The sequence below is a fragment of the Microbacterium sp. BLY genome, assembly GCF_017939615.1.
In the GTDB taxonomy this organism is placed as follows: domain Bacteria; phylum Actinomycetota; class Actinomycetes; order Actinomycetales; family Microbacteriaceae; genus Microbacterium.
Genome location: NZ_JAGKSR010000001.1, coordinates 1,439,576 through 1,453,870 on the forward strand (window position 1 = coordinate 1,439,576; position 14,295 = coordinate 1,453,870).

The 14,295-nt window shown below is 70.4% G+C and carries 11 protein-coding genes; 8 read left to right on the forward strand and 3 right to left on the reverse strand.

Annotated elements, in window-relative coordinates; all coding sequences use genetic code 11:
* The first annotated feature begins 65 nt into the window (after window positions 1-65).
* A complete protein-coding gene (locus KAF39_RS07185; protein ID WP_210676635.1) occupies window positions 66-851 on the forward strand; it encodes an ABC transporter ATP-binding protein in 786 nt (261 codons plus the stop codon).
* Complete coding sequence (locus KAF39_RS07190; RefSeq protein ID WP_210676636.1) at window positions 848-1,582, forward strand: ABC transporter permease; 735 nt, start codon at window positions 848-850, stop codon at window positions 1,580-1,582. Before KAF39_RS07185 ends, KAF39_RS07190 begins: the two co-directional genes overlap by 4 nt.
* Before the next feature lie 22 nt (window positions 1,583-1,604).
* Here the strand turns inward: KAF39_RS07190 and hrpB are convergent, their stop codons facing one another.
* From hrpB to KAF39_RS07205, 3 genes are all read right to left on the reverse strand, one after another.
* Window positions 1,605-4,160, reverse strand: a complete 2,556-nt coding sequence (hrpB, locus tag KAF39_RS07195) for an ATP-dependent helicase HrpB (protein ID WP_210676637.1) — start codon at window positions 4,158-4,160, stop codon at window positions 1,605-1,607.
* Window positions 4,161-4,298: 138 nt separating this feature from the next.
* Window positions 4,299-5,900: an SPFH domain-containing protein gene (locus KAF39_RS07200; RefSeq protein ID WP_210676638.1), complete on the reverse strand. Its 1,602-nt coding sequence runs from the start codon at window positions 5,898-5,900 to the stop codon at window positions 4,299-4,301.
* A gap of 169 nt (window positions 5,901-6,069) precedes the next feature.
* Window positions 6,070-6,498 carry a MarR family winged helix-turn-helix transcriptional regulator gene (locus tag KAF39_RS07205; protein ID WP_210676639.1) on the reverse strand — a complete coding sequence of 143 codons (429 nt, stop codon included), beginning with the start codon at window positions 6,496-6,498 and terminating at the stop codon, window positions 6,070-6,072.
* 258 nt (window positions 6,499-6,756) lie between these two features.
* Here KAF39_RS07205 and KAF39_RS07210 point away from each other — a divergent pair, with 258 nt between their 5' ends.
* The 6 genes from KAF39_RS07210 to KAF39_RS07235 all read left to right on the forward strand — a co-directional run bounded on the left by KAF39_RS07210 (window position 6,757) and on the right by KAF39_RS07235 (window position 14,295).
* A complete protein-coding gene (locus KAF39_RS07210) occupies window positions 6,757-7,776 on the forward strand; it encodes a LacI family DNA-binding transcriptional regulator (protein WP_210676640.1) in 1,020 nt (339 codons plus the stop codon).
* Complete coding sequence (locus KAF39_RS07215) at window positions 7,773-9,320, forward strand: sugar ABC transporter ATP-binding protein (RefSeq protein ID WP_210676641.1); 1,548 nt, start codon at window positions 7,773-7,775, stop codon at window positions 9,318-9,320. Before KAF39_RS07210 ends, KAF39_RS07215 begins: the two co-directional genes overlap by 4 nt.
* A 176-nt stretch (window positions 9,321-9,496) precedes the next feature.
* Window positions 9,497-10,495 (forward strand): substrate-binding domain-containing protein, encoded by a 999-nt coding sequence (locus tag KAF39_RS07220; protein ID WP_210676642.1) that lies wholly within the window; start codon window positions 9,497-9,499, stop codon window positions 10,493-10,495.
* Between the two features lie 94 nt (window positions 10,496-10,589).
* Window positions 10,590-12,197, forward strand: a complete 1,608-nt coding sequence (locus KAF39_RS07225) for a sugar ABC transporter ATP-binding protein (protein WP_210676643.1) — start codon at window positions 10,590-10,592, stop codon at window positions 12,195-12,197.
* Entirely contained in the window at window positions 12,194-13,261 is a 1,068-nt protein-coding gene (locus KAF39_RS07230) for an ABC transporter permease (protein ID WP_210676644.1), read from the forward strand. Before KAF39_RS07225 ends, KAF39_RS07230 begins: the two co-directional genes overlap by 4 nt.
* Window positions 13,258-14,295 (forward strand): ABC transporter permease, encoded by a 1,038-nt coding sequence (locus KAF39_RS07235; protein WP_210676645.1) that lies wholly within the window; start codon window positions 13,258-13,260, stop codon window positions 14,293-14,295. Before KAF39_RS07230 ends, KAF39_RS07235 begins: the two co-directional genes overlap by 4 nt.

Below are 14,295 nucleotides of genomic sequence, written 5' to 3' on the forward strand. Positions count from 1 at the left end.
CGGAAAGGGGTGGCTGGCACGGAAAGGGGTGGGTCGGCTGAGGCCGGAGGCGCATAATTCATCGCATGAGCAATGACTCCGCGGTGGAGATCGCGCGGCTGCGCGTAAGGCGCGGGGCGGTGTCGGTGTTCGACGGCATCGACCTCGCCATCCCGCGCGGCCAGATCACGGGCCTGCTGGGGCCGTCGGGATGCGGCAAGACCACGCTCATGCGGGCGATCGTCGGCGTGCAGCGGATCGCGTCCGGCAGCGTCACCGTCCTGGGCGAGCCCGGGGGTTCCCGGCAGCTGCGTCACCGCGTCGCCTACGGTACGCAGGGTGCCGCCGTCTACGGCGATCTCAGCGTGCGGCAGAACCTCTCGTACTTCGCGTCGCTCCTGAAAGCGCCCCGGGGCGCTGTCGATCGGGTCATCCAGGAGGTCGGCCTCGGGGCACAGGCCGCGCAGCGCGTCGAAGCCCTGAGCGGGGGCCAGGCGACGAGGGTGTCGCTCGCGGCGGCGCTGATCGGCGCCCCCGAGCTCATCGTGCTGGACGAGCCGACCGTCGGCCTCGACCCCGTGCTGCGCGCCGACCTGTGGACCCTGTTCCGCGGCCTCGCCGATCGCGGGGTGACGCTCATCGTCTCCAGCCATGTGATGGACGAGGCGGTGCGCTGCGATCGGCTGCTTCTGCTGCGGGAGGGAAGGATCATCGCGGACACCACGCCGTCCGCGCTGCTCGCCGACACCGGGACGAACGACGCCGACGCCGCGTTCCTCGCACTGATCGAGCGCGACCGGAGAGCAGCGCCGGGAGACACCAGGCGCGCGCGGCGCGACGCGCACCTGCCGGACGACGAGGCCGGGCGATGAACGGGCGTCGGCTGTTCGCGACCGCCGGCCGGGTGCTCCGACAGCTCCGGCACGATCCGCGGTCGATCGCCCTGATGCTCGTCGCCCCGAGCCTGCTCGTCGGACTCTTCGCCTGGCTGTTCAGCGACCAGGACGGCGTGTTCGACCAGTTCGGCGGGGCGATCCTGGCGCTGTTCCCGTTCATCGTGATGTTCCTCATCACGTCGATCACCACCCTGCGCGAGCGACGTTCCGGCACCCTGGAACGTCTGATGACCACGCCGCTCGAGAAGGCCGACTTCATCCTCGGGTACGCCCTCGCCTTCGGACTGATGGCTCTGCTGCAGGCGCTGATCACCGTGTCGTTCGCGGTCGGGGTGTGCCGCCTCGACGTCGACGGGCCGCTGTGGCAGCTGGGCCTCGTCGCGGTCGTCGACGCGCTGCTCGGCACGGCGCTGGGGCTGCTGGCGAGCGCGTTCGCCCAGACCGAATTCCAGGCGGTGCAGTTCATGCCCCTGCTGGTGTTCCCGCAGATCATCCTCGGCGGTCTGTTCATGCCGCGCGACGAGATGCCCGACGTGCTGTACGCGATCTCCGATTGGCTGCCGCTGAGCTATGCGATCGACACGATCAATGCGGTCACGGCAGGGGACTCCGGCAGGGACGTGTTCGGTCCGCTGCTCGTCGTCGCCGCCTTCGCGGTCGGTGCTCTGATCCTCGCCGCGCTCACGCTCCGGCGGCGCACGCGCTGAGCCGGAGACCCGGGGCTGCGGGTCAGGGGGCCGCGCGCTTCTTGGTGTGTCGCGTCGGCACGGCGGCCCAGGGATCCTCGGGCCAGGGGTGGCGGGGGTAGCGTCCGCGCATCTCGGCACGCACCTGCGCGTAGGGACCGGACCAGAATGAGGCGAGGTCGTCGGTCACGGCGAGCGGACGCCCCGCCGGTGACAGCAGATGGAAGAGCACGGGCACGCGTCCGTCCACCAGGCGAGGCGTCTCGGCCCAGCCGAAGCACTCCTGCAGCTTCACCGCGACGACGGGCCGTGCGGTGGGGCCGTCGTCGGGCTCCGGGTAGGTGATGCGCACACGCGATCCGCTGGGAACCTCGAGGCGCTCAGGGGCGAGCGTGTCGAGATGCACGGCATCGGGCCAGGGCAGCAGGCGGCGAAGAGCGGACGAGAGCTTCAGCCGTCCGGCGGGGGTGCCCGACGCGAGCAGCTCGAGCTCCGGCGCGAGCCACACGTCGAGCGCCTCGACCAGGCCGGCGTCCGAGACGTCGGGCCACGGGTCGCCGAGCTCGCGCCGCAGCAACGCCAGTCGACGGCGCAGGGCGTCCGCACCCTCAGACCAGCGGAGCAGGCGGAGCCCGTCCCGGCGGAGCGCCCGCCCGACGGCCTCTCGCCCCTCCGAGGCCGTGGCCTTCACCGGGGCGGACGCGCGCACGATCGCGCCGATCCGCCGCTCCCGCCGGGCCTGCACACGACCTCCGACGAACTCGGCCTCGACCCGCTCGGTCATCAGGTGCCCGGCGGCGTCCTCCATCTGCGCCTCGGTGAGAGCCGCCGCCGACCGGATGATCGCGCCCGAGCCGGCACTCGCCCGTGACGAGGCACGGGCGACGTCCGCCACGGCGAGCCGTTCCTCGGCGGCGAGGGGGCCGCTCACCCCGGCCCGAGTACCCGAGGCGAGCAGGAAGGTCGCTCCCGATGCGGTGCGCTCGACGCGCTGGGCGACGCGTTCCGGGAAGGCCAGCGCGATGACGAGACCCACGCCGTCGAGACCAGTCCGGGTGTCGGGTACCGGGTCGACCAGGCGCTCCAGGCGACGCGCGTCGTCGCGCCAGCGGCGAGCCTCCGGTGTCCCGCCGCCCCGCACGGTGACGAGGGCGCGTGCGGCGTCGGCCTCCGGCACCCGCTGATCACCGTCGAGAAGCGCGACGATCTCGGCCGCGAGCCGGCTCCCCACCCTCAGGCTCCCGTCGCGGAGAGCCCTGGCCAGCCGCGGATCGGCCGGGATGCGGGCGAGCGCGCGTCCCTCGGCCGTCGCGCGACCGTCCTCGTCGATCGCCCCGAGACCGCGCAGCACCGCGACGGCATCCGCGAGGCGGTCGGCACGCAGCGGTTCGATCATCCGGAGTCCGGTGCCGCCCGGAGTTCCCCAACATGCGAGCAGCAGTGCCGCGTCGGCGAGGTCGGTCGCGGCGATCTCGGGGATCGGGCGCGCGGGAGCCGCCGCGTAGGTCCGCTCGTCGACGCAGCGGATCACGGTGCCCTGGCCCTGGCGGGTGGCGCGGCCGGCACGCTGTACGCACGAGGAACGCGACGCCGCGGTGGTGACGAGGCCGGTCATCCCGCGGGCAGCGTCACGCTGCGGCTGCCGCGACAGGCAGCTGTCGACGACGAGTCGCACTCCGGGCACGGTGAGCGACGACTCGGCGAGGGAGGTCGTGATGATGATGCGGGGAGGGTCCTCCCGCGTCCGGCCGCGGATCACGGCATCCTGGTCGGCCGACGGGATCCGGCCGTGCAGTTCGCGCACGTCGAAGGCGTCGGTCAGCGTGCGGACACGGCGAGCGATCTCCGACACCTCGCGGGCGCCGGGGGCGAAGACCAGGACGTCGGCTCCGGGGTCGTCCCGGACGAGGCCGGTGGCGGCGGTGACCGTGACGCTCGCGACATGGTCGAGGAATCCTCGGGTGACGCCCCGGTCGTCGAGGCGGGGCGCGGGGCTGGGCGCCCAGCGCTCGGTGAGGGGGAAGGCCGGGACGTCGTGGTCGACGATCGGCGCGGGCGACTCGTCCGTGCCGAGGACGGCGGCGATCCGCGCGGCGTCGAGGGTGGCGGACATCGCCACCACGACGAGGTCGTCCCGCAGCTCCCGCACGTCGGAGAGCAGGCCGATCAGGAGGTCGGTCTCGAGGGCGCGCTCGTGCACCTCGTCGATGACGACCGCGTTGACGCCGTCTAGTCCGGGGTCGTCGAGCATCCGGCGCAGGAGGATTCCGGCCGTGACGAACTCGACCCTCGTGTCCGGCCCCGCCCTGTGCTCGCCGCGGACGGTGAAGCCCACGCGCGAGCCGAGGGCCGACCCGTCGAGGTGTGCCAGGCGCCGGGCGGCGGCGCGCGCGGCGACGCGGCGGGGCTGGGTGACGATCACCCGACCGGGGCCTCGTGAGGAGAGGAGAGGCGGCACGAGGGTGGTCTTGCCCGTCCCGGGCGGCGCGGTCACGACGACCGCTGGGCTCGTGTCGAGAGTGGCGGAGAGTTCGTCGACGGCGTCCGCGAACGAGAGACCGGCGCCGATGGCGGCGAGGTCGAAGGCGGCGCGCGTCATCCGTCCAGTCTGCCCGGTCGTTCGAGGCGCGAAGCCGTTCACAACTCAGGAGATTCGGGGTGATCCGGCCGAGAGGGCCGGATCACCGTGTCCGTGCGTGCCGATCTCCTGAGTTGTGAACAGCTTGTCGTGTGCTGCTTACTCCGCCGTGGGCGCCGGAGGCGCGGGCGGCGGCGGGGTGGTGGGCGTCGAGACGCGCGGAGCTGGGGCGGGAGCCGACGTCTCCGCCGTCCCGGCGCCGAACGCCCGTCCGACCGCCTGGCCCTGGATGATGCCGGCGAGGTCGAGCCCGGTCGCGGCGTGCACGCTGTCGAAGACCGAGCGCATGGCCTTCGCGCTGTCGGCGCCGACCACCTGGGAGGCCCCGTCCTCGCCCGAGCCGCCCACGATCGACACGTTGCCGATCGCGGCGTAGCCCTTCGCGAACTCCGACATGATCGACGGCAGCACCTCCAGCACGCGCTGCGAGAGGAATGCGTCCTGGTTGGAGGCGATGGCCTTGGCCTCGGCCTCCACAGCGGCGGCCCGTGCCTCACCCTCGGCACGGATCGCTTCGGCCTCGGCGTTGGCCCGGAGGCGACGGGCTTCGGCCTCAGCCTCGGCCTGGGCGCGCAGGGCATCGGCGTCACCGGTGGCCTTCGCGATCGCGGCCGCGGCCTCACCGTCGGCGCGCGCCTTGTCGGCTTGGGCCTGCTGCTCGGCGATGCGAGTGCGTGCCTCGGCCTGCTTGACCTGCTCGATCGCCGCTGCTTCGGCGGCCCGCTCACGCGTGTACAGCTCGGCCTGCGCCCGCGTCTCCGCCTCGTATCGCTGCGCGTCGGCGACGCGCTTGACGTCGGCGTCCAGCTGCGCCTGCTTGTTCTCCGCCTGCTGCTGGAGGACGGCCTGCTCGGCCTGGGCCCGGGCGAGCTGCTCGGCCTGCTCGGCCTCGGCGCGCGCACGGCCGATGCCGGCGTTGGCGTTGGCGGTGTTGGTGTCGAGCGCGGTCTGCTCGACGAGGTTCGCCTCCTGGTTGGCGATGTTCTTCTGGTTGATCGCGCGGTCGGCGTTGGTCTGCGAGATCTCCGCCGCCTGCCGCTTCGCCTGGATCTCCGGCGCCCCGAGGGACTGAATGTAGCCGACCTTGTCGGTGATGCCCTTGATCTGGAAGGAGTCGAGGATGAGTCCCTGCTCAGCGAGCTCCTGGGAGACGTCGGCGGCGATCTGGTCGGAGAACTTCTTGCGCTCCCGCATGAGCTCGACGACGGACAGGGTGGCGACGATGCCGCGCAGGGCGCCCTCGAGCTGCTCGGTGGTGAACTGCTCGATGGCCTTGTCCTGGGACGCGAAGCGCTCGGCCGCCCGGCGCACCAGCAGCGGGTCGGAGCCGATCTTGACGATCGCGACGCCATCGACGTTGAGCGTCACGTTGTCGAGCGACTGCGCCTCTGCGTTGAGCGACACCTGACGAGACCGTAGAGAGATGATCTCGTGACGCTGCGTGATCGGGTTGACGAGCGACTTCCCGTTCACGATGACGGTGACGGGCGACTCCGACATCTCGGAGCTGCTGGTGCCGTCGGCGCCGATCACCGCGCGCTGCACCTTCTGTTTGCGTCCGGAGATGACGAGTGCTTCGTCGGCTCGAGCGACCTTGATCCAGCTGCGTGCGAACAGCAGCAGGATCAGCAGGACGATGATCGCGGCGACGACCGCGATCCCGATGACGATGAGGATGCCGACGATTCCGGCGATCTCCATGAATGACCTCCCTGGTTCCCCCCGCGGGGGCGGTCCGATATGCCCACGGTCGGTGTGGGCGTGCGCAACCCACCCTGCCAGAAAACGGGCACCGGTCATCGGCCGGACATCGTCATCCGCCGGTCTGTAGAGAGGGCGTTCGCGGGGAGACCTGTGGAGGAGGCGCGGATCAGCGCGTGCGCAGCTTCTCCGCGAGGTCGCGGAGCAGGCGCAGCTCGGCGTCGTCGAGGCGGGACATCCGGTCGGCGATCGATCGTCCGTGCACGGTCGCGAGCGCGCGGAAGGCCCGGGCGCCTTCGTCCGTGGCGCGGATCAGGGCGCCGCGCCCGTCATCGGGGTCGGCGCACTTGGCGACGAGTCCCCGCGTCACCATGCGATCGACGAGACGGGAGACGCTCGGCTGGCTGATGAGCATGTTGGCGGTGATGTCGCGCAGGCGGGCGGTCATATCGGGCGAGCGGGTGACCGTGAGCAGCACGTCGTACTCGGCCTGCGTGATGTCGCCGTCGTCGAAGTCCGCCGTCATCTCGGTGAACAGTTCGTGCTGCGCGCGGAACAGGCTTTCCCAGGCCTCCAGCGCGAGCTTCCGATCGGTCATCCTCACAGAGTACCGGGCGCAGTAAAGGGCCGGTCGGAGAAGCTCCCGACCGGCCCTTGTCCCTTGCACCAAGAGTGTCCTGCAATCACATGCGGTGGATGCCACAGCAAACATTCACCGTGCGATCACTGTATAACGGCGAGGTAACGAATGCAACGGTTTGATCACGATGAATCTGCGAACACGTGTCCGGTCAACCGATCGCGGTGGGGGCTTTGTTCTCGGTAACATGACACGGAGCGGCGGAGGGAGGCGCGCATGGTCAACGTCGGCTCCGACAAGCCCAACATCCGTCAGGTCGCGACGATCGCCGGTGTCTCCCACATGACGGTGTCGCGCGTGCTCAACGACCACCCGAACATCAAGCCCGACACCAGGCGCCGCGTGCTCGAGGCGATCGAGGAGCTCGACTACCGCCCCAACCTCGTCGCCCGGGCGCTGGCCACGCAGCGCACACGACGCATCGGCGTCATCGTCGAGAGCGCGGTCGCGCACGGGCCCACGAGCGTGCTCCGGGCGGTCGAGCTGTCGGCGCGGGCGGCCGGATACTCGGTGACGTCGATCGCCCTGCACGAGGGGGATGCGATCTCTCCGCAGGAGGCGGTCGACAACCTCACCACGCAGGGGGTCGACGCGCTGTGCGTGATCGCCCCGCGCTCCTCGTCGGTCGCGGCCCTGCGTCGTATCGCGATCACCGTGCCGATGCTGGTCGTCAAGGCCGACGCCGACCCCAGCTTCCTCACCGTGTCGATCGACCAGCACGCGGGGACGACGCTCGTGGTCGACCATCTCGTCGCGCTCGGCCACCGCGACATCCTGCACCTGTCCGGTCCCCTCGACTGGCTCGACGCCCGCGCCCGCGAGCGGGCCTTCCACTCCCGGGCGAAGTCGTGGGGGATCCGGGAGCGGCCCATCGTCGTCGGCGACTGGTCGGCCGACTTCGCGTACGACTTCGCGAAGGGCCTCACGAGGCTGCCCGACTACACGGCCATCTTCGCCGCGAACGACGACATGGCCATCGGCCTCATCCACGGACTCCACGACCGGGGGTTCGAGGTGCCCACCGATCTGAGCGTGGTCGGCTTCGACGACATCCCCCTCGCCCGGCACTTCCTCCCGCCCCTCACGACCGTGCGCCAGGACTTCGGGGCTCTCGGGGTGGCGGTGGTCGAGATGCTGCGGGCCGCCATCGAGGGACGGGACATCCCGGCCCTCACGCGCATCCCCACCGAGCTCGTCGCCCGAGCGTCCTCCGCCGCGCCCCGGGAGCAGCGATGACCCTCGCCCGTGATGCCGAGCCGGTCGTCCGGCTCGCCGGCATCACGGTCGACTTCCCCGGGGTCCGCGCCCTGGACGCGGTCGACTTCCGGCTCTTCGCGGGCGAGGTGCACGCGGTGATGGGTGAGAACGCGGCCGGCAAGTCGACCCTCGTCGCCGTCATCACCGGCACCGTCGTGCCCGCGCAGGGGGCTGTGGTCGTCGACGGCGAGCCGCGCCGCTTCACCGGCGTCGCCGACAGCAGGGCCGCGGGCATCGCGACCGTCTTCCAAGAGGCGCAGCTGAGTCCGAACCTGAGCGTCGCGGAGAACGTCATGCTGGGCCGGGAGCGGAGGGGGCGTCTCGGCATCGACTGGCGACGCACCAGGGCGGACGCCGCCGAGGCGCTGGCGTGGCTGGGGCTCGACGACCTCGATCCGCGCACGCCGCTGGCGCTGCTCACGCCCGCGCAGAAGCAGCTCGTGGCCCTGGCGCGCGCCGTGGTGGACGAGCCCCGCGTGCTGATCCTCGACGAGCCGACCTCGAGCCTCGATGCGGCCGAGGTCGCCACCCTGATGCGCGTCATCCGCGGGCTGCGCGCACGCGGGGTCGCCATCCTGTTCATCTCGCACTTCCTCGAGCAGGCCTTCGCGATCAGTGACCGCATGACGGTGCTGCGCGGCGGGGTGTGCGTGGGGGAGTTCGCGACCCGCGATCTCGAGCGCGTCGACCTGATCTCGAAGATGCTCGGCAAGGACATCGACAGCCTCCGCGCGCTCGGCTCCGAGCGCAAGGCGCACCACTACGCGGGAGACGGGGAGCCCGCGATGCAGGCGTCGGGGGTGGGTCGGCGCGGAGAACTGGAGCGCATGGACATCGAGGTCCAGCGCGGGGAGATCGTGGGTCTGGCAGGACTGCGCGGGTCGGGACGCACCGAACTCGCCTCGCTGCTGAGCGGCGCGGTCAGGGCCGACAGCGGCGAGCTCTGGGTCGACGGCGAGCGGGTGAACCTGCGCAGTCCGTCCGCGGCGTTGCGGCACCGGATCGCCCTGTCGGCGGAGAACCGGGGCACGCAGGGGATCATCGGCGAGCTCACGGCGCGCGAGAACATCCTCCTGTCGTTGCAGGCGCTGCGCGGGTGGACCCGGCCGATCAGTGCGGCGGAGTCGGCGGCGCTCGTGGAGACCTATGTCGACGCGCTCCATCTCGACCCTCGCGACCTCGACAGGCCGGTGGGGCTGCTGTCGGGCGGCACGCAGCAGAAGGTGCTGCTGGCCCGCGCTCTCGCCGTCCGGCCCCATGTGCTGATCCTCGACGAGCCCACCCGTGGCATCGACATCACGGCGAAGGTCGAGGTGCAGCGCCGGATCAGCCAGCTGGCCGGCGACGGCGTGGCGGTGGTGTTCATCTCGTCCGAGCTGGAAGAGGTGGTGCGGCTCAGCGACCGCATCGTGGTGCTGAAGGACCGGGAGAAGATCGGGGAACTCAGCAACGGGCCGGGGGTCACGGTCGACACGGTGGTCGAGATGATCGCGGCAGAACTGGAGTCCGCCGATGAACTGTGATCGGTAACAGGAACGTTATCGTCTGAGACGCCCGGTTTTGGGGGAAGCTCTTGCGGTTCCAAAATTGTTCCCGGTAACATCACGGCAGGACCCCACGTCGGTGTCCTGCATTCACGACCGGGCCCGGGGGGCCCACCACCGCCGGACTGACCGCCGGCATCTCAAAGGAGAGAGAAATGTCCGCGAAGAAGCGCACCCGCATCGCGTTCGGACTGGCAGCAGTCGGCGCACTCACCATCGGCCTCGCGGCCTGCTCGACCGGCGACTCGGACGCCGGCGACGGCGGCGGCTCGGACGAGATCACGACCGTCGGCTTCGTCGCCGTCGGGCCCGAGGGGGCGTGGCGTGAGGCGAACGAGCAGAACATCCAGGACACCTTCACCGAGGAGGCCGGATACAACCTGAAGTACGCGCCCGCCACCAACCTCGACCAGAAGTCGCAGATCGACGCGTTCACGTCGTTCGTCGACGAGGGCGTCGACGTCATCCTGCTCTCCGCCACCGAGGCGTCCGGCTGGGAGGACTCGCTCAAGCGGGCCCAGGAGGCGGAGATCCCCGTCATCCTGCTCGACCGCGGCATCGAGCCCGACGACGACAGCCTGTACGTCACCCGCATCGCGCCCGACAACGTCGAGGTCGCCAAGGAGGTCGGCAGCTGGGCCGCCGCGACCTTCCCCGACGGCGGCAACTACGTCGTCCTCGAGGGCCCGGCCGGCGTCGGCGTGGTCAACGAGCGCAACACCGGCTTCGACGAGGGTCTGGGCGACTCGTCGCTGAAGAAGGTCGACGCGCAGACCGCGAACTGGTCGGCCGAAGAGGGCAAGAGCGTCTTCGAGACGATGCTGAAGGCATCGAACAACGACATCCAGCTCGTGTTCGCGCAGAACGACGAGATGGGCCTCGGCGCCGCGCAGGCCGCGGAGGAGGCCGGGCTCGTCGTCGGCGAGGACGTGAAGATCGCCACGATCGACGGCACCAAGAACGCCATGCAGGCGCTCGCCGACGGTCAGCTCAGCTACGTGCACGAGTACAACCCGCTGTTCGGCGAGACGGCGCTCGAGGTCGTCGAGAAGACGCTCGCCGGCGAGGATGTCGACTCCTACATCGTGGTTCCCAGTGAGGCGTTCGACTCGGCGGAGGCCGCGCAGGCCGTGCTGGCCGACCGCAAGTACTGATCGAGCAGAGAACCCGACGCCGGAGCGATCCGGCAGCGAGCCCGGGTGGCGCAGGCGACCGCGCCACCCGGGCCCCGCGGACGGAGAGACAGCGATGAATGACGCACTGCCCATCGTGGAGATGCGCGGGATCTCGATCGAGTTCCCCGGGGTGAAGGCCCTCGACGGAGTCGACTTCCGGCTCCTCCCCGGCGAGGTCCACGCCCTCATGGGCGAGAACGGCGCCGGCAAGTCGACGCTCATCAAGGCGCTGACGGGCGTCTACCGGATCGATGCCGGATCGATCGTCGTGACCGGTCAGGAACGCAGCTTCAGCGGCGCCGGGGACGCGCAGGACGCCGGGATCTCGACCGTCTACCAGGAGGTCAACCTCGCCCCGAACCTGTCGATCGGCGAGAACGTCATGCTCGGTCACGAGGTGCGCGGCGCGCTCGGCATCAACTGGACCGCCACGCACCGCGCGGCGTCCGAGGCGCTCAGCCGTCTCGGACTCGGCCATCTCGACACCCGGACGCCCCTGTCGACCCTGTCGATCGCCCTGCAGCAGCTCGTCGCGATCAGCCGGGCGATGGCGATCAAGGCCAAGGTGCTCATCCTCGACGAGCCGACCTCCAGTCTCGACGCCGCCGAGGTCGAGGGGCTCTTCACCGTCATCCGCTCCCTGCGCGATCAGGGCGTCGCCATCCTCTTCGTCTCCCACTTCCTCGATCAGGTGTACGCGATCAGCGACCGGCTCACGGTGCTGCGCAACGGCCGGTACGAGGGGGAGTACCTCACGCGCGACCTCGACCGGCACGGTCTGATCTCGAAGATGATCGGCAAGGATCTCGACGCCCTGAAGTCCCTCGGCGGCAACCGACGCCGCGCCCAGCGCGACGCCGACGAGAAGCCGCTGCTCTCGGCATCGGGCATCGCTCGCCGGGGAGCCGTCGAGGCGACCGACCTCGACATCAAGCCGGGCGAGGTCGTCGGATTCGCCGGCCTGCTGGGGTCGGGACGCACGGAGCTCGCCCGGCTGCTCTACGGCGCGGATCGGGCCGACGAAGGCACGATCGAGCTGCACGGGCGGCCGGTCGAGCTGAAGTCCCCGTCCGACGCGCTGCCGCGACGCATCGCGTTCTCGACCGAGAACCGGCGGGACGAGGGGATCGTCGGCGACCTCACCGTGCGGGAGAACATCATCCTGGCCGTCCAGGCCGAGCGCGGCTGGGCGCGGCCCATGAGCCGCAAGGAGCAGGATGCGATCGTCTCCCGCTACATCGAGCAGTTCAACGTCCGCCCCGCCGATCCCGATCGGATGATCAAGAACCTCTCGGGCGGCAACCAGCAGAAGGTCCTGCTCGGCCGGTGGCTGGCGACGACCCCCGAGCTGCTGATCCTCGACGAACCGACCAGAGGGATCGACGTCGGTGCGAAGGCCGAGATCCAGGAGGCGGTGGCCGAGCTCGCCGAGCAGGGCGTCGCCGTGGTCTTCATCTCCTCGGAACTGGAGGAGGTCGTGCGGCTCTCCGAGCGGATCGTCGTGCTGAAGGACCACCGCAAGATCGGCGAGATCCAGAACGGCCCCGACGTGAGCGCCCAGGTGATCGTCGACGTGATCGCCGCGCACGGCGTCGAGGCCGCCGCGGAGACCCTCGACGACACCGAGGGAGCCGTGCCCGACGGCGTCACCCCCACGACCGACAAGGAGGCCACGCGATGACCGCGTCCGCCGACACCGCCGTCTGGCGGAACCTCATCCACAAGCCGTTCTTCTGGGGCATCGTCGCGATCCTCGCGCTCCTCGCGCTGAACACGATCAAGGACCCCACCTACCTCGCACTGTCCATCAACCCGAACAACGGCAATCTCGTCGGCAACCTCGTCGACATCCTGCGCCAGGCGGCGCCCATCATGATGATCGCGATCGGCATGTCCCTCGTGATCGCCACAGGGGGCATCGACCTCTCGGTCGGCTCGCTCATGGCCGTCGCCGGCGCGGTGTCGATGGAGTTCCTCCGCGCGGCCGGGGATTCGTTCGGCGCCGCGCTCGCCGCCGTGGGACTCGCCCTGGTGATCACCGGCATCCTCGGTGCGGTCAACGGCGTCCTCGTGGCGTATGTCGGCCTGCAACCGTTCATCGCCACGCTGGTGCTGATGCTCGCCGGACGCGGCATCGCCAAGGTGATCACGGGCGGCCAGAACACGACCGCCTCCAACGACTCCTTCCGCTGGATCGCGAACGGCTTCGTCTTCGGCATCCCCGTGGTGTTCCTCCTCGCGGTGCTGATCGTGATCGCCGTCGGATGGGTGGTCCGGCGCAGTGCGCTCGGCCTCATGATCGAGGCGATCGGCATCAACCCGCGAGCCAGCCGGATGGCGGGCATCAAGCCGAAGGGCCTGCTGCTCACCGCCTACATCATGAGCGGCATCCTCGCGGGTATCGCCGGAGTGATGTCGGTCGGCAGCGTCATGACGGTCGACATCTCGCGGACCGGGTATCAGCTGGAACTCGACGCGATCCTCGCGGTCGTCATCGGCGGCGCCTCGCTCTCGGGCGGCAAGTTCTCGCTCAGCGGGGCCTTCGTGGGGGCCCTGCTCATCGCGACGCTCGACAAGACCGTGCTGTACCTCGGCGTCTCGTCCTCGGCGACGCCGGCATTCAAGGCCATCGTGATCGTCGTGCTCTGCCTGCTGCAGTCGCAACGCGTGCGCGACTGGTTCCGCTCCCGACGCCGGCCCCCACGCGCAGACCGCGCCCAGACGAAGGAAGAGGTGGCCGCATGAGCGCCGTGACCGCGACCCCCGCGTCGCAGACGAGCGAGACCGTCACGGACCGCATCCGCCGGATGATCTCCGCCAACCCGTCGGTGCTCCCCACGATCGCGTCCGTGGTCATCTTCGTGGGCATGGTCATCTTCGGAGAGATCGCCTACGGGCGCATCGTGCAGTTCAACACGCTGTCGAACCTGCTCATCAACAACGCCCACCTCATCGTGCTCGCCGTCGCCCTCACCTTCGTGATCCTCACCGGCGGCATCGACCTGTCGGTCGGCTCGATCATCGCGGTGTCGTCGGTCGCGGGGGTGATGCTCTCGAACGCGGGCTGGAACGCCATCGCGGTCATCGTCGCCATGATCGGCATCGGCGTGCTGTTCGGCATCGTCTCGGGAGTGCTGATCCGGTACTTCAACGTGCAGCCGTTCATCGCGACGCTGGCGATGATGTTCCTCGGACGCGGTCTCGCCTCGCTGCTCAGCACCAAGCCCGAACGCCTGGGGGAGGACTCCCCCATCCGCTGGATCGGGACGCAGCTGAAGATCATCGACGGTCCCAAGGTGAACGACCTCGTGATCACGCCGGCCGTGCTCATCGCGGTGATCGTCGTGGTCGCGGCGTTCTTCGTGCTGCATCGCACGCGCACGGGCAGAACCGTCTACGCGATCGGCGGCTCCGAGAGCTCCGCGCTGCTGATGGGCCTTCCCGTCCCGCGCACGAAGGTCCTCGTGTACGTGATCAGCGGCGCGCTCGCCGGCCTCGCGGCCGTGCTCTACACGGCGCGACTGGGCACGGCGCAGAACATCACGGGCATCGGCTGGGAGCTCGACGCGATCGCCGCGGCCGTCATCGGCGGCACGGTGCTGACCGGGGCGTACGGCTACGTGCTCGGCTCGGTGGTCGGCGCGCTCGTGCTCGGACTGATGAACGTGCTCATCACCCGCGACGGCGGCATCCCGCCCGAGATGACGACGATCATCACGGGCGGCATCCTGCTCGTGTTCGTGCTGCTGCAGCGGGCCGTCACCCGGAAGCGGGAGTGA